The organism is Bacilliculturomica massiliensis (genome assembly GCF_900605495.1).
In the GTDB taxonomy this organism is placed as follows: Bacteria; Bacillota; Clostridia; order Peptostreptococcales; family Anaerovoracaceae; genus Bacilliculturomica; species Bacilliculturomica massiliensis.
Map to the genome: position 1 here is coordinate 347,023 of NZ_LR027601.1, position 17,800 is coordinate 364,822.

At 56.2% G+C, this 17,800-nt stretch carries 9 protein-coding genes; all 9 read left to right on the forward strand.

The annotated features are described in order from the left end of the window. The 9 genes from E0E37_RS06620 (at position 1) to E0E37_RS06660 (ending at position 17,723) form a co-directional block, all read left to right on the forward strand. On the forward strand, positions 1–3,060 hold the full coding sequence (locus E0E37_RS06620) for an efflux RND transporter permease subunit (protein WP_130862223.1): 3,060 nt from the start codon (positions 1–3) through the stop codon (positions 3,058–3,060). A 286-nt stretch (positions 3,061–3,346) separates the two neighbouring features. Beyond that, the gene (locus E0E37_RS06625) at positions 3,347–5,857 is read left to right on the forward strand and encodes an ATP-dependent helicase (RefSeq protein ID WP_246019650.1); all 2,511 of its coding nucleotides are present in this window, start codon (positions 3,347–3,349) and stop codon (positions 5,855–5,857) included. 34 nt (positions 5,858–5,891) lie between these two features. Then, entirely contained in the window at positions 5,892–6,536 is a 645-nt protein-coding gene (locus E0E37_RS06630) for a GNAT family N-acetyltransferase (RefSeq protein WP_130862225.1), read from the forward strand. A 33-nt stretch (positions 6,537–6,569) separates the two neighbouring features. Further along, positions 6,570–8,579 (forward strand): NAD-dependent DNA ligase LigA, encoded by a 2,010-nt coding sequence (gene ligA / locus E0E37_RS06635; protein WP_130862227.1) that lies wholly within the window; start codon positions 6,570–6,572, stop codon positions 8,577–8,579. A gap of 79 nt (positions 8,580–8,658) precedes the next feature. Next, positions 8,659–9,666 (forward strand): AIR synthase family protein, encoded by a 1,008-nt coding sequence (locus E0E37_RS06640; RefSeq protein WP_246019651.1) that lies wholly within the window; start codon positions 8,659–8,661, stop codon positions 9,664–9,666. A gap of 77 nt (positions 9,667–9,743) precedes the next feature. Next, positions 9,744–10,385 carry a putative ABC transporter permease gene (locus E0E37_RS06645; protein ID WP_130862229.1) on the forward strand — a complete coding sequence of 214 codons (642 nt, stop codon included), beginning with the start codon at positions 9,744–9,746 and terminating at the stop codon, positions 10,383–10,385. Positions 10,386–10,677: 292 nt separating this feature from the next. Further along, positions 10,678–10,947 (forward strand): hypothetical protein, encoded by a 270-nt coding sequence (locus E0E37_RS06650; RefSeq protein WP_130862231.1) that lies wholly within the window; start codon positions 10,678–10,680, stop codon positions 10,945–10,947. 560 nt (positions 10,948–11,507) lie between these two features. Continuing rightward, positions 11,508–12,254 carry an HD-GYP domain-containing protein gene (locus tag E0E37_RS06655; RefSeq protein ID WP_130862232.1) on the forward strand — a complete coding sequence of 249 codons (747 nt, stop codon included), beginning with the start codon at positions 11,508–11,510 and terminating at the stop codon, positions 12,252–12,254. An 18-nt stretch (positions 12,255–12,272) separates the two neighbouring features. Further along, a complete protein-coding gene (locus tag E0E37_RS06660; protein ID WP_130862234.1) occupies positions 12,273–17,723 on the forward strand; it encodes a dockerin type I domain-containing protein in 5,451 nt (1,816 codons plus the stop codon). Positions 17,724–17,800 lie beyond the last annotated feature (77 nt).

The following is a 17,800-nucleotide window of genomic DNA, read 5'->3' on the forward strand; positions in this document are numbered from 1 at the left end:
ATGGATTTTACGAGGACCATATTAAAACGCCCGGTGACCATTGCCATGGCGGTGCTCTGCCTGCTCTATTTTGGAATTTCTTCCGTCATGTCCATGAAGCAGGAACTGACGCCGGAGATGGAAATGCCCATGCTCATCGTGGCCACAGTGTACGCCGGAGCCGGTCCGGAAGACGTGACGGAGCTGGTCACAAAGCCCATCGAGGATTCCGCCGGAACGCTGACCGGCGTAAAATCGGTCACATCCACTTCAAGCGACGGCTCATCCGTGGTGCTGCTGCAATATGAGTACGGAACGGATACCGACAAGGCGTACGACGATCTGAAAAAGAAGATCGACACCCTGTCTGCGGCAGAGCTGCCCGATGACGCCGGCGATCCCATGATCATCGAGATGAATATGAACGATACGGCGGTGCTGCAGCTGGTAGCAGACAATAAGGCGGTGTCCAATCTCTACAACTATGTGGATGAAAACGTTACGTCAGAGCTGGAGAAGCTTTCTTCCGTGGCGGAGGTGAACGTCACGGGCGGTCAGAAAGAGTACATCAGCATCAGCCTTCAGCGGGAAAAACTGGAACAGTACGGGCTGGACATGAGCGCGGTGGCAAACGCCGTGGCCGCGGCCGACCTGTCCTATCCGGCGGGGACAGTGCGCGTGGGAGATCAGGATCTCTCCGTCACCACATCGTCTGAATACGGCACGGTAGAGAGTCTGAAGCGGATCCCCATCAGCGCGGGCGGCGGGAACGTCATATATCTGAAGGATGTGGCTTCCATCCAGACCGCCCGGAAAGACGCGGACAGTATTGCCCGCTACAATGGAGAAGATACGATCTCCATCTCTGTAAAAAAACAACAGGAGAGCACGGCGCAGGATTGCTCCGCCGATGTGAGGAAAGCCATCGGAAACCTGATGAAAGCCGACCCGGATCTGAATATCACTGTTGTCAGCGATACCAGTCAGGATATCTCTGATTCGCTGAAATCGGTGGCTGAGACCATGGTGCTGGCAGTGATCATATCCATGGTCGTCATTTTCCTGTTTTTCGGGGACTGGAAAGCGTCGCTTATCGTAGGCACATCCATTCCCATTTCGATCCTGACGGCTTTGATCCTGCTGAACTTCATGGGATTTTCCCTGAATATCATCACCATGGCGGCCATCGTCATGGGCGTGGGGATGATGGTCGACAATTCCATCGTGGTGCTGGAGAGCTGCTTCCGGGTCACCGATCTGGGAGAGCGGGACAGCATCGATTACGAGAAGGGGGCGCTGGATGGGACCGGCGCGGTGCGATCCTCGATCCTCGGCTCGACGCTGACTACTTGCGTGGTATTCCTGCCGCTGGCCTTCATCGCGGGAATGAGCGGGCAGATGTTCAAGCCTCTGGGCTATACGATCGTATTCTGTATGGCGGCCTCTCTGATTTCCGCTGTGACCATCGTACCGCTTTGCTACAAGCTGTACCGGCCGCTGGTAAATCTCAATGCCCCCATGTACCGGCCCGTGGAGCGGCTGCAGGAGGGTTACCGCAGGCTGATGCGGGTGCTGCTGCCGAAGAAAAAGACCGTCATAGGCGCTTCGGTGGCGCTGCTGATCTGCGCTTTAGCTCTGGCGACGCAGCTGGGCTTTGAACTGATCCCTTCCGACGATACGGGCACGGTCAATGTGACTGTAGATCTGAAACCGGGACTATCGGTGGAAAAAGCTGATCAGGTACTGGAACAAGTGGAAAAAATAATAGCCGGCGATCCGGATCTGGAAGACTATCTGGTCAGTTACGGAGGCAGCGGCCTGAGCCTGGGCAGCGGGAATTCGGCTTCCGTCACCGCGTATCTGAAAGACGACCGGAAACGTGATACGGAGGATGTGGCGGATGAGTGGGAACGGGAGCTTTCAGGACTCAGCAACTGCACCGTCACCGCGGAATCCGGATCTTCCATGAGCATGATGTCCGGCGGAAACGACTATGAACTGATCCTGCGGGGCACGCAGTACGACGATTTGAAAGAATGTTCCGATCAGATCGTGGAGGAACTTTATCAGCGCAGCGAATTGTCCAATGTCCACTCTTCGCTGGAAAACGCGGCGTCCGTCATCGATATCAAGGTGGACGCCGTGATGGCGGCGGCCGAGGGAATGTCCCCCGCGCAGGTTGGAAAAGCCGTCAGCCAGATGGTGGGCGGCACGGAAGCGATGACCATGGACGTGGACGGCGACGAGTTCAGCGTTATGGTGGAGTATCCGGAGGATGCCTATGATACGCTGGAGAAGATCCGATCCGCCACCCTGTCCACCGGCAGCGGAAGCAGAGCGGCACTGCGGGATATCGCGGACATCGTCTACAAGGACAGCCCGTCCTCCATCGCACGCACGGATAAAGAATATGAGGTGACGGTCACCGCGCAGTTCGCAGGCAAAGTGAAGGACGCCCGGCGGCTCAGCGCGGAGATCCAGAAAGAAACGGTAGAGCCGAGGCTCGCCAACGGGATCACCGTAGCCGCAAACTCCACAGACGAATCGATGAACGAAGAGTTTGCCAGCCTGTTTCAGGCCATCTTCACAGCGGTCTTCCTGCTTTTCGCCGTCATGGCGGCGCAGTTTGAATCGCCGCGCTTCTCCATCATGGTCATGACGACCATACCCTTCAGCCTGATCGGCGCTTTCGGACTGATGTTTCTGCTGGGGGTCACCGTCAGCATGACCTCCCTTCTGGGGTTCATGATGCTGATCGGAACAGTGGTAAATAACGGAATACTGTATATAGATACGGTAAATCAGATGCGCTGCACCATGGACCTGAACACTGCTCTGGTCGAGGCGGGCGCACTGAGACTGAGGCCCATTCTGATGACAACGCTCACTACAGTCATCTCCATGGTGCCCATGATGCTGTCCACCGACGGAAGCGCCAGCATGACCAGCGGCATCGCCGTGGTAAACGTGGGCGGTCTGATCGCCGGCACTGTACTGGCCCTGCTCATGCTGCCCGCGTACTACGCCGTAGTATGCAAAAAGGACAAGAAAAGAGATACGGCAGAGATCCTGCAGGAGTAAAATAAGATAATTACATTCAAATTCCTTTGATATGGGCGAGGGACGGACGGCTTTAGCCGGCTGTCCTTCGCCGTTTTTTTGGGGCCTGGAAACCGGCAGGCGTAAGGATGGGCACGCCAGCTTTTGTATGGCATTTTGCGGTCCGTTGTGATAAAATATATGGGCACGTCCCACAGGACCTGCCGGCCGCGGCGCGGCGCTGTCCGCAAGAGACAGCCCATCCATATTCGGCGAATGTGAAGGAACGCCGTGGCTGCATTTATAAAAGGAAGAGGAAACGACGAGCATGGATTATCTGGATAAATTGAATTCAAAACAGCGGGAGGCAGCGACGCACACAGAGGGCCCCCTTCTCATTCTTGCGGGAGCAGGCAGCGGGAAGACCAGCACGATGACCCACCGCATGGCTTATCTCATAAAGGAAAAAGGCGTTTATCCCAGCAATATCCTGGCCGTGACCTTTACGAATAAAGCGGCGAGGGAGATGCGGGAGCGGGTGGAATCCCTGATCGGCGCGGAGTCGTTCATGTGGATCCTGACCTTCCACTCCGCCTGTCTGCGGATCCTGCGGGCCAACGCGGAAAAGATCGGCTACGAAAAGGATTTCGTCGTCTACGATCCCACAGATCAGAAAGTGGTAGTGAAAAACAGCCTGAAGGAGCACCGGGTGGACGACAAGAAGTTTACGCCGGCCTATGTGCTGTCTGTGATCAGCGACTGCAAGGAAAAGAATCTGAGTCCCGAGGCATACCGCAGGGCCCATGGGGCCGATTTCAAGGCGGACGTCATTTATCCGGTCTATCAGCAGTACGAAGATACGCTGAAAAAGAACAACGCCATGGATTTTGACGATCTGATACTGAAGACCGTGCAGCTGTTTGAGCGGGATGAAGAAACGCTGCTGTATTATCAGAATAAATTCAGATACATAATGGTGGACGAATATCAGGATACTAACTACATGCAGTATCGTTTCGTAAAGCTGCTGGCGGAAGGCCACAACAATATCTGCGTGGTAGGGGACGACGATCAGTGCATCTACCAGTGGCGGGGCGCCGATATTAAAAATATCCTGGACTTCGAAAAGGATTTTCCAGGGACCAGAGTGATCAAGCTGGAACAGAATTATCGTTCCTGCGCAAATATTCTCAACGCGGCTCACTCGGTCATTTCGCAGAACGTGGACCGAAAAGATAAAAAACTCTGGACCGAACAGGGCGAAGGCGATAAGATCCGCTATTACCGGGCGGAGGACGACAAAGAGGAGGCGCGTTTCATCGCGGCGGAGATCGACCGTATGAAAAGCGGCAGCCGCATGTACTCGGACTTCGCGGTGCTCTACCGGACGAACACGCAGTCCCGGCGGTTTGAGGATGCGTTTGCAGCCTACGATATTCCCTATCGCGTGCTGGGCGGCTTCCGGTACTACGACCGCAAGGAAGTAAAGGACATGATGTGCTACATGCGCCTGGTGCTGAACCCTGCGGACGATCTGAGCCTTTCCCGGATCATCAACGAGCCCAAACGGGGGATCGGTGAAAAAACGCTGGATAAGCTGCGGGCGCTGGCCAACGTGCGTGGGGAGAGCCTGCTGGAGACGCTGGGCGACGATCAGGTAGCGGAGAGTCTGCCGGCAAAGGCGGTGGACAGCGTGAAAGAGATGGTGTCCGTCATCGCTTCATTCAGCGCGGAGCGGGATAATCTGAAAGTTTCGGATATCTACGACGGACTGCTGGTGCGCACCGGCTATCTGAAAAATCTGGAACTGCAGAATACCGTGGAGGCGGAGGGCAGAATTGAAAATCTGCTGGAATTCAAATCCGTTATCTACGATTCGGAACACGAAAATCCCAACATCACGCTCTCGGAGTTCATGGAAAAGATCGCTCTGATCGCCGAGGTGGACAATCACAACGCCGACGAGAACGCAGTGGTGCTCATGACGATGCACAGCGCCAAGGGACTGGAATTTCCCGTGGTCTTTATGCCCGGTATGGAAGATGGACTGTTCCCCAGCTGGCGTTCTTTTGAGAAGCCGGGTGGAGTGGAGGAAGAGCGGCGGCTGTGTTATGTGGGCATGACCCGGGCCAAGGAACGGCTGTATCTGACCAGCGCGGAATGCAGGACGCTCTACGGAAAGACGGACTACACGAAGGAGTCCATCTTTATGAGGGAGATCGATAAACAGTATCTGGAGGGCGACGCGGTCTACGAAAAACGCGGCGGCGCGTACGGACTCTACGACAGCGATGCGCCTTACGGCGGATCTGCCGCCGAATATTCCACTCCGCTGGCTTACGGTGGAGCGGCGGGCCGGCGGATCAAGCCGGGAGCCGGCGTGGGACCCTGGTCTTTTACACATCTTAATTACATAGATCGGGAGAGGGGCGTGGAGGGGAAGAGGGGAGATCTCGGTGGTCGCCGGGTCATTAAAAAAAAAAAAAAAACGGGAGCGATGCAGGGGCGAGAGCGTGGGCCTGCATGGGCAGACCGGCCCCCAGCGGGACGTCCGGCGGGCGGCTCGTCCGACAGGCCGTTTACAGGGCCTTCTGACAGACCGTCCGGCAGGCCGGCGGGAAGTATTTTCCGCCCCTTTGACCAGTTGGGGCAGGTAAAGGCCAATCCCGCAGCCAAAGGCGGTTCCGGGTCGGAGCTGGTAGCGGGAGATAAGGTGAGCCACAATAAATTCGGACCGGGGCTGGTGATCACAGTGGAGGGCAACACTGTCACTGTCGCTTTCGATTCTGCAGGGATCAAGAAGCTGGCGAAAGATATCGCGCCGCTGAAGAAATTGTAGTACGGACAGGAACAGACTGGAAAGGAAGAATGAAATGACGAGAGATACGTCTGCAAAAGCCGGACGCCCGCGTACATATATCATCAGAAAGGCGCAGGCTTCTGATATCGCGGCTGTTGAGCAGCTTTACAGCGATGTGCTGGAAGCGCAGGAGCGTGGGGTCAATTATACCAACTGGCAGCGGGGTCTCTATCCCACCCGGGCGGACGCGGAGCGCGCCCTGGGGGAGGGTACGCTCTACGTGGCTCAGGCGGCGGGACCGGAGACGGGGCTGGAGAGGGCGCCGGAGACGGGGCCGGATGCTGGTGAGACTGCCGGGTCAGAGGAGATCGCCGGTTTCATAGCCGGCGCAGCGATCCTGAATCACGACCAGCCCGCAGAGTACGGCGGACTGAAATGGAGCGTGGAAGCGGAAGGGAACGAAGTTCTGGTGATCCACACGCTCTGCATATCGCCCCATTTCCGAAACGCGGGACTGGGCCGCAAATTCGTGGAATTCGCGGAGGAACAGGCGAGATCTCTGGGCTGCCGCACGGTGCGCTTTGATACATATGAGGGAAATACGCCTGCCACGGCGCTTTACACGAAGCTGGGCTATACCATAGTGGGAACTGCGGAGTTTCATTTTCAGAAGCTCATATGGGAAACTCTGCGGTGCTTCGATAAAGTGATCCGATAGCGGTGCAGTCAGGGGACGGAGGAGAAGAGCAGCATGGGAAAAGGACAGACGGCAGGACCGCAGGAACGGATGGAGGAGCTTTACCGGCTCATCGATCATCATAACGACAGATACTATAATCAGGACGACCCGGAGATCAGCGACTACGAGTACGATCAGCTGTCGCTGGAGCTGCGCCGGCTGGAAGCGGAAAATCCGCAGCTGACCCGAAAGGACTCGCCGACTAAAAAGGTGGGCGGTACGGCGAAGCGCGAGTTGAAAAAGATGAAGCACGACGTGCCGGTGATCAGCCTGCAGGACGTGTTTTCCAAAGAAGAGGTCTACAGCTTTGTGGAACGCATGCAGGAAGAACTTGCGGATGTGGAATTCGTGGTGGAAAAAAAGATCGACGGGCTTTCCATCGTCCTGCGGTACTACGACGGCGAACTGAAAGAAGCGATCACGAGAGGAGACGGAGAGATCGGGGAGAGCGTATACGAGAATGCCCTTGAGATCAAGACCATACCCAGGACGATCCCGGAAAAGCTGCCGTACCTGGAAGTGCGGGGCGAGGTGTATATGTCCGCCGAGAGCTTTGAGCGCGCCAACGAAAAGCAGCTGGAGAAAGGCGGAAAGGTCTATCAGAACCGGAGAAACAGCGCGGCGGGAACTATGCGCCAGCTGGACAGTTCCATCGTGAGGGAACGGGACCTGGACATATTCGTGTTTAATCTGGAGATCGCCGAGGGCCGGGAGTTTTTTACCCACGCGGAAACGCTGCTGTGGATGGAAGAGCAGGGATTTGCGGTGAGCCCGGATTTCAGGACGGTAAAGACAGCGGACCAGGTCTGGGAAGCAGTGGAAGAGATCGGCCGGACAAGATGGGATATGTCCTACGGCCTTGACGGCGCAGTGGTGAAGGTAAACAGTCTGCGGCAGCGTCGGGAGTTGGGCATGACTTCAAAAGTGCCCCGGTGGGCCGTGGCGTTTAAATATCCCCCGGAACAGAAGGAAACTGTTCTGGAGGACATCATCGTACAGGTGGGGCGGACAGGGCGGATCACGCCGCTGGCGCTGCTGGCGCCGGTGCGGCTGGCGGAAACCACCGTCAGCAAAGCCACACTGCACAACCAGGATTATATCGACGAGAAGGATATCCGAATCGGCGACACGGTATTGGTGCAGAAGGCCGGGGATATTATTCCGGAGGTCCTCTCCGTCATCAAAGAAAAGCGGCCCGAGGGCACGGAGCCCTATCGTATGCCCGATACCTGTCCGGTGTGCGGCGCACCGGCGGAGCGGGAGCCCGACGGCGCCCATCTGCACTGTACGGGCAGTTCCTGCTATGCCAAGGACAGCCGGTCCATCGCTTACTTTGTGTCGAAAGACGCCATGAACATGGAAGGTTTCGGGACCAGCGCCGTGGAAGCCCTGATCAGCGAAGGTTATATCAGAGATGTGGCGGATATTTATAATCTGAAGGATCATCGGGAGAGACTGATCGAGGAGGGCATCATCGGCAGACAGAAGTCGGTGGATAATGTGCTGGCTGCCATCGAAGCTTCCAAGGAAAACGACATCGATCGGCTGATCACAGGTTTTGGCATTAAAAATGTAGGGAAACAGACAGCCAGAACGCTGGCGATGAATTTTCCCGACATGGACAGCATTATGAGCGCTCAGGCGGAACAGCTGGTGGAGCTGCCGGATTTCGGAGAGATCGTGGCAGAAGGTATCGTGGAGTTTTTCGCGGATCCCGGGAATCGACGGCTGGTGGAGCGGCTGCGGGACAGCGGCGTCAACATGAGATCCAAGTCTGAGGAGACGAAGAAAGATGACCGCTTTGCGGGAAAGACCTTCGTGCTCACAGGCACGCTGCCTTCCATGACGCGGGATGAAGCGGGTGCTGTCATTCAGTCTTACGGCGGAAAGGTGTCCGGGAGCGTATCGAAAAAGACAGCCTACGTGCTGGCGGGCGCGGAGGCGGGCAGTAAGCTGGCCAAAGCGGAAAGCCTGGGCGTGGCGGTCATCGATGAAGATACCTTTCTGGAAATGATAAAATAAGGGCGGGTACCGGCCGGAAGACCGGCAGCGTAAGCCCCGGCCAGAGGAAGCGTTTTAAGTATGAGATGGAGATGAGAAATTGAACACCGAATTGAAAGCGGGCAAGCTCGACACGGAGCTTTTGGAAAACATCGTATTTAAGCACATTCATCACAAACGTCCGGAGGTACTGGTGCGGCCCGGAGTGGGAGAGGACTGCGCGACTCTGGATTTTGGCCAGTATGAATGCGTCATGTCCACAGACCCCATCACGGCGGCGATCTCCGAGATCGGCCGCCTGGCCATACATATCACCTGCAATGATATTGCCTCCAACGGAGTGGAACCCCTGGGCATCATGCTGGCCGTCATGCTTCCTCTTGGAACCACTGCAGAGGAGATCGAGAGGATCATGATGCAGGCGGCGGAGGTATCGGAAAAGCTGGGTGTAGAGATCATCGGCGGCCACACAGAGATCACGCCTGCGGTAAACCGTCCGGTCATCGTGTCCACGGCGGTGGGCAGAACGCTGGCGGGAGGGTCCCAGCGCGCGCAGAATATGCGGCCGGGAGATCTGATCCTCATGACAAAGCAGACGGGTCTGGAGGGCGCGGGCATCATAGCAAGCGATTTTGAAGAAGAGCTTACCGGCGTTCTGACAGCGGAGGAGATACAGGAGGCCAAGGGCTATCTGAAGGAAGTCAGCGTGCTGAAGGAAGGCGTGGCCGCAGGCAAGGTCGGGACCGCCGGAATGCACGACATAACCGAAGGCGGCGTACTCGGCGCGGTCTGGGAGCTTTCGGAGATAGCCAACGCAGGGCTGCTCATCAATGAGGACAGCATTCCCGTAACGCCGGTGACGCGGAAACTCTGCGCCCATTTTGGCATTGATTGCCTGCGTCTGATCTCCAGCGGCAGCATGATGATCATCGCTCATCCTGAGAAAAAGGATGCGGTGATGGAAGCTGTGCGGGAGGCGGGCGTGCCGGTGGCCTGTATCGGTACGGTCACGGAGCCGGAGGCCGGCCGCTTCCTGGTGCGGGCCGACGGGACGAAGACGGTCATCGCTCCGCCGGAGAGCGATGAGCTTTACAAAGTAGTGAAATAACAGATCACCGGGAGTCGTGAGGCCCAGTTTGTGAGGCATCGCGGCTCCTGCTGCTTTTTTCGAGGAGATTTGCGCAGATGGATAAAAGAACAGGGGAAACAAACGAAAATAAACAGGAAGGCAGCGCCATGCCGGTTACGGACGACCCGGACAGGGATATCCGACGCGGAATTTTTCGCGGGCTGTGGGCGAAGGCGGAGCGATATTTTTTCTGCTTTGTGCTCTACTGCATATTGGGCTGGATCTATGAGGTGGTCCTGGGCCTGCTCTACGGCTGGGGATTTGAAAACCGCGGATTTCTCTTTGGCCCCTGGCTGCCGGTATACGGCGTGGGCGCGCTGCTGCTGGTCTTTCTGCTGGGTCCGGTGAAAGAAAAGAAACGGCGCCTCGCCGGACTGCCTGTGACGCCGCTGCTGGTGTTTCTTTTGACAGTGCTGATCACTACGATCCTGGAATACATAACCGGAGCGGCTCTCTGGGCGCTCTTTCAAAGGCGTTGGTGGGACTACAGCGGGGATTTCATGAATCTGAACGGCTTTATCTGTCCCAGAACCAGCATCCGCTTTGGTCTGGGAGGTCTCTTCTTTCTCTACGTGTGTCAGCCATGCTTTGAATGGTTCTGGGACAGGATCACAGAAAAGGCAGGACACGTGATCACCGGCGTTTTGGCAGCTCTCATTCTGCTGGATTTCGCGCACACGATGTACGCGATGATGTAGCCGTGTTCCGGCAACGAAAAAACGGGCCTCCCCCTGGCCGGCGCGCGACCGGCGGGGGATGGACCCGTTTTTCTGCCTACTCGACAAATAATATGTTTTATCTGGAGTAGCAGTTGCAGAAAATGATGACCAGCAGCAAGAAGAAGAACAGTAAGCTGGTATCGATACCTTCACCACGGAGGATTCCACATTCTGACATTTAAAATCACCTGCTTTTTTATAAATTTTTTTATGTTTCATCACAGGGAGGATTCCCTTGTGATTTATTACATGGTATTCGACCAACGGCAAAATGGTGACCACAGAAAAGAGAAAATATAAAGTTTCTTTTGATTACCCGGCAGCTGCCGGAGAACCAGGGCTTAGTCTCAGCGCCATGTACATTCTGAAAAATCATGCAAAACTGGAAAATAAGGTGATCGGCGTATCGGAGGAGATCGACCTGCTGATCGCCCGGCGCAAGCTGGACGCATGGGACATCGCCATGGACAAGCTGACGCCTGTCCAGCAAAAATACCTGAACAGCTGGAATCTGTATGGCCGGCTGAGCTGTGATCTGTAAAAACTGCAGCTGCCGTGGGAGCGTCCCACGGCAGTTTTGCGTTCTGATGCAGAATGGACAGCGCTTGAGCCTGCGTCCAGATCGGACATAGGCTTAAATAAAAGGATGGAAATGTAAAAAACCGTTCGTGAAATAAACTATTTCACGAACGGTTTTTTGGTTGTTTCCATTTCTAGTATAGACATTTTTCAACACTTTGTAAAGAACTATTTCCATGTATTCCCTAACAATTCTTTTTAATTCAGATATTTCCCACAATTTATTTGGTTGATTCTCTTTAAAATTTGGCACAATTTCATTTTTAGAAACGAATAAGCCGTCAAATAAGCCGTCAGACCGGAGGGCGGGCCAGACGCTGAAAGTGCTGTGATCCCAAGGGATCCAGAGAAAAATGCACAGGGGATTTCGTCGATGGTTTTCTCGTAATCGCCGTCAGAATAAGCCGTCAAAATAAAAGAAACGTTGAATTTTCAATGGTTCAGTGAACAAAATCGTGAAATAGTTTATTTCACGACTCTTTCTGTAAATTGGAAAAGCAAAAGAAATTCAGGTGCTGATTTATGGAACAAATCGTCCTGCGGATCGCGCGGTATGTCTGCACGGCACTGAGCGCAAAGGATCTGGACACCGGCCTGCACAGCTGGCGCGTGGCGGAAAGCGCCGCGATGCTTGCGCGTGCCATGGGAATGAGCCATACGGAAGCGAGACATTTGGAGATCGCCGCGCTGCTTCACGACGTGGGCAAGCTGGGCATTTCAAATGCGCTGCTGAAGAAAAGCGGCGCCCTGACGGAAGCGGAGTACGGGATCATGAAGAAGCATACGAGCATCGGCGCGGAGCTGGTGACAAACGTACTGCGGGACGACGGCCTGGGACGAACGGTGTTCCGGGGCGTGCTGTATCATCACGAGAGATATGACGGGATGGGCTACCCTCACGGTTTGAAGGGTAGTGAGATCCCGCTGGAAGCCCGGATCGTGGCAGTGGCGGACGCGGTGGACGCCATGGGCTGGGAGCGGGTCTATCATGGAAAAAGAACAGTGGACTTTGTCAAAGCAGAGCTCCGCCGGTGCGGAGGGATGCATTTCGATCCCGATATAGCGGCGCTGGCTATTCGGCTGCTGGACAACGGGAGAATAGACTGTCCAAAGGAGGGAGAAGGGAAAAACGCCGCAGAAATTCTATCCGTACACGGCCTGACGAATCGGCCAATACATACACCCGTCACCGCAGGTCATGCGGTTGGCGACGGAGGACTGCCGTCTGCGGCCAGGAGCCAACAGAGGACGGCGGATCCGGACAGATAAAAGACTGGGAGGTTGAACATGAAAACAAAACGGAAAGCGTTGGCGATCCTGCTGACACTGTGCATGGTCCTGACCATGCTGCCGGCCACTGCGCTGGCGTCGGCGGGGGAAGGTCTGCTCGGGGAAACGCTGCCGGAGCCGGCCGTATGTACGATGACGGCGGACTGCGGGGCCGCGGAGCACGACGAGGGCTGCCTGAGTCAGGCGGGACCGGAGGGCATCGCGCCGCTGGATGGCGCAGCAGCCACGCCTGAGGCGATCACAACGACGCCAGAAGCAGTCACAACGACGCCGGAAGCAGTCGAAACGACGCCGGAACACGTCACGGTCACACCGGAAGGAATGAACGTTCCTGAGAACGACATGATTGACGGGCAGACCGCCGAAACGCTGAACGCAGTGTCCGACCAGGTGAATGACTTTGTCACCTTTTACATCGACAAGGGGAACATCGTGCTGGGAGAAGGGACTGCCAGCGGATATGACATGGAAGGGAATCTGATTACCAGCGTCAGCGCCGTGGGATACCGGATCATGCAGAGCGCCGGTACGACGGCCGACCATACCATTACCGTAAACGACGGCCAACAGAATATTGTGTTAAAGGATGTCAATCTGGAATTTAACACCACAGCCACGGCGATCAACATTTCCTCCCTTCAGATCTTCGGGGGCGAGGCGACGGTGACGCTGGAAGGGCAAAATACGATGGTGAACAATACGGCGTATATGCCTGGAATTTTGGTGAAAGAAAACGCCAAGCTGATCATTACGGCGGCGGACACAGAACAGAGTCTGACGGCCAGAGGAAATGGAACCGAAGCCAGCGGAATCGGTACAATTCCCTATTATCCCGGCGTAACGAAAGAGTTTGGAATTCATGCAGGGACCATCGAGATTCAAAACGGCACGGTCACTGCATCCGGAAGCCGCCGCGGCGTGGGCATAGGCAGCGCATATGGCAGAGACGTGCAGGCGATCAAGATCAGCGGCGGCGTCGTCACCGCCCAGGGCGGCGAAAGAAATGCGCAATGGAACTCCGGAGTCGGGCTGGGAGCAGGACAGAACGCTATCGTCAGCGGCGGCATCGAGATCACCGGCGGAACGGTGTACGCCCGGGGCGGTTATTACGCCATCGGCACGTATGAGTGTACCCCGTCTACGAACGTCTTGATAGATGTGCCCATTACCATCGACGGCGGTTCCATCGAGCTGACCGGCGCCGTAGGCTCCGCCCAGGACTTGAAAAACAGCGGCGGCAGCGTCGTTTCCCGGACGCCGGTTCTGGTACAGTCTGAAGAAGGCAGTGCGCTGGCGAATACGGAAGTGACGCTGCACGACGTCACAAACAACAAGACCTGGACTGCCCGGACAGACGGGAACGGGTATCTGTATCCCTATCTTCCGGAGGGAGAGACGATCTTCACGCTCGACGGAAGCGAGGTAGAGACAGCGATCACCGGCGGCGTCTCCAATGCTATCGGAGCAATCTGTACCTGCCAACAGGGAGACAATATCTATCTGGACACAGAGAGTCCCATAACGGTGTACAAGAGTACGGAAGGTACAGACAGCGTCAGCGTTTCTCTGTCCGGCCGGATCGAACCGACAGCGGACTGCAAGCTGCAGATCCACAAAATCCGCTATGAAGCGTCGGTCAAGACTCAGGGAGCTCCCGCTCCGAAGATCGAAGGGTCGGTCCTTACGGTATATGAGTGGGAGCAGTCCTACGAGATCACGGTAAAAGTGATCAACGGGCAGAATGCCGAGTGCTATGTGGAGAAGACCATTGCGGTAGCGACCGACAAAGTGGCAGGATTATTTTCCATCGCGGACGGTTCGATCACCGCAAAGCTGACCACAGAGCCGGCGATCGAAGAGGGAGGAGAGCCGACCCGGAATATCACTTACAGCCAGGGGGATCGCAGCGTTACGATACCGGAGAGTGAGAGATTTGTCATTGAGGGTGCAAGCAGCGCCAACACCATCGTCATAGAGAGCGGAAATCCCAATATCGTGCTGGACCAGGTGGCCATCAGCAGCGGAAATTCGCCCTCTATATGGATCAAAAGCGGCTGTCCCGTACTCTGGCTGAAGGGAGAAAACAGCCTGAATTCCACTCGGAAGACCTACGCCACGCTGCAGGTGGATGGCGGCGCGGGCGTGATCATCGACAGCGAAAAGGACGAAGCGGGAATGATCAACGGAAAGATCCCCTCCACGGAGCCGGTAAGCGGAGAGGCGCACGCGCTTCCGCAGACAAAGTATGCGGGAAGCCTGACCGTGGACACGACGAGTATATTGGGTTCAGGAAATTATGCGCCTGGGATCGGATCCTGCAAGGGCCAGGTGAAAAGTCAGGGAATGCAGATCGAAATACGGGGGGGCAGCGTCACTGCTTACGCCAGTAATGGCACGTATGGAGAAATTGGAACGGCCATCGGTGTGGGCGGTGCGCCCACCACTTCCAATGCGACCTGCGCGGTGACCATCACAGGAGGCAACGTCTATACCGAGGCTAGATCCAAGGGATTCGGGATCGGCAGCCGCAATGTGACCATCGACCTGACGGGAGGAACGATCTATTCCGTAGTGACGGTGGGAAACACCGGCGTTGATCGGGCTGCGGCCATTGGAGGGACCAATAACGACATTACCATCGGAACCGTCGGCGATACGGAAAACAGCAGAGAACTGAACGTCGTAGGGATCGGGAAGCAGACAGCCAGCGGCATTGGCGGAGTCAATCCGAAGATCGCGATCCACTCCGGAAACGTCTACGCATATGGAGATGGGAATGGCGCGGCGATCGGAGGAAATTATGGCCAGCCTATCCGCGGCATAGAGATCACAGGCGGAGAGATCTGGACCAAGGGGGTTACCACTTCAATCGGAGTGAAGGGGACGTCAGGGGGACAGCCGACTACGGGAAAAGCACCCGTGGAGATCTCTGGCGGCAATGTCCACGCAGAGGGCTCTCTAGGATCAGATATCGTGGCCTCTTCGGCTGTGGTGACTGTGACGATCGGAAGCGGGGCGGCGCTGGACCTCACCGGCAGTGTAGGAGCGCCGCTGGTGAACAACAGCAGTGAGACGATCATCCAGGGAAATATATTGAACGATATCACAGTCAACGCCCCCACCCAGGTGACGGGCAGCTTGTCGGGATCCGTAACGGTCACATCCGGCGGAGCGCTTGACGTGGACGGAAGTATTAAGGAAGGAGAATCCAATCACGTAACGGTGGAAAGCGGCGGTTCTCTTTCCGTGAGCGGCTCCGTCCAGACAGATGTGACAAACACTGGGGAAACGAACATCGGCGGCAATGTGGACGGCAATGTAACCAGTGAGAGCGGCAGCACCGTCATCGGCGGCAATGTGACGGGAGATCTGAACGCCACCGGCGGAAATATTGCCGTGGGCGGCGACGTAGGAGGCAACAAGAATACAGAAGGGGCTGTGGAAGAATCAATCGCAGTAATTCGATTCGATGTGAACGACACGACCGGAACGGTCGCTGCCAGCGTCATCCGCAGAGCGGGAGATAATCGCCCCTTAGCTGAGGAAGAAATTCCGACACCGGAGAGGGAAAACTATCGCTTTGAAGGCTGGAACACCCGTATTGACGGCATGGGAACGCCGGTGACCGCGGGGATGGAGATCCGCGGCAACGTCACCGCCTACGCTCAGTGGGCCGTGATGGACGAATACAAACTGTCTGTGGCTCAGTCAAGGCTGACAGACGGGACCATTGTGATCGGCAATGGCGCGGACAAGACAGAAGCGGTCAGGGAGTATGCGAAGAGCCTGATGGGATCATCCATGTTTATAGCCGAGGGCGGCGACATCTCCGTAACGGAAGCAGAGGCGGGTGTGTACGCCGTAACGCTGACGCTGAACGGACAGAGCGTGGTCAAGAATTTGAATATAACGTTCACGGAGACAGAAAAGACCACGGAGCAGTTTCTCGTCGAGGCGCTGGAAGCGCTTGACTCCATCGCAGCGGAGATCACCGGCGCGTACAGCGACATGGAGTTGGATCTGATGACCAAAGCCGTGGACGAAGTTCTGAGAGGTACGGACTTTTATAAAATAACAGGAAGAACGATCGAGGTCGTCGGCGCAAGCGGCGCGTTCACCGTAACGCTGGGGCTGAAGGACCAGACCGGGACGAAAGAGATGCAGACCGTCATCACCCTGGCGACGCCTGAAACCGACGGGGAAAAGGCGGCCTACGCCATCAAAGGCGTGGTGGACATTAAACTTACCTTTGATAAAGGGACCTCCGACGCGGATGTGGTCGCAGCGGCGAAAGCAAGTCTGAAGAACATGGTCACACCTTATGAAGGCGCAGATACGGAGATCACCGTCGTCCTCCTCAGTGGAATAGACCGTTACAGAGTTACGGCCAGTGTAGGCGGCGAGACCGTGTCGAAGGTGGTGCTTGTGACTCCGGTATACGAGGGGTATGAACCCGGCGAGCCTCTGGAAGGCCGCATCACAGGTAATACGGATGTGGTACTGAGCAACGACACGGAAAGAAACGGGACCACTTTGACCGTTGAACTCACGGGAACGCCTGCGGGGACGGTATCCTACCAGTGGCAGAAGAGGAGCGAAAGCGGCTGGATCAATGTGAACGACGGCAGGAGCGGAACGCTGACGCTGTCCCTCCTGACCATGGCCGACGACGGCGCGCAGTATCAGTGCGTGGTGACCCACAAAGTGCCGGATACGCAGCCGGCTGTGGCGACCCTGACCGCGGCGGCGCTGACCGTGAAAAAAGGAGACTGGCCGGCACCGGATCTGACTGTCACCCGACCGGAAAATGAGAGCGGAACAGGTAGCATCGCGGGCCTGACCACAGAGATGGAGCTCAGGCAGGGCGAAGGAGAGCAGGCCGGCGATTGGACGATGGTAAGCGAGAGCCAGGCTGCAAATGGCATTACGGAGATTCCTTACGGAACCGTTTACCAGGCGCGCTACGCTGAGACAGATTATGTGAACGCCGGACCGGTGAAAACCATCCGGATGGCTGCGGGCGTTACGGTCAGCGGGCAGGTGAGCAGCAGCGGAGGAGAAAACGACCCCGTCATCGTGACGCTGAAACAGGAAGCTGCAGTGATTGCAAGCACGGCAGCCATCGAAGGCGCTTTTGGGTTTGAAGGCGTGGAATCGGGAAGCTATACCCTGGAAATCTCGAAAACGGGCCACGTTACGAAAGCCTTTGACCTTACGGTGACGGACGCGGAGATTTCAGATCTGGTATACGCCATCTATCTGATCGGCGACGTGAACGAGGATGGAAACGTGGATGGATCCGATATGCAGAGGCTGTACAGCCACGTGAATAAATCCAATCTGCTTTCCGAATTGGCGGCGGGAGATATCAACGAGGATGGAAGCGTGGACGGTTCCGATATGCAGAGACTCTACAGCCATCTCAATAAGAGCAATCCGCTTTTCTAGTCACATGACAATTTGAAACAGAGCGGTGACGATGCACAAGTATGCAGGCGGCGCCGCGGGGAAGAAGGCGCCGCCTG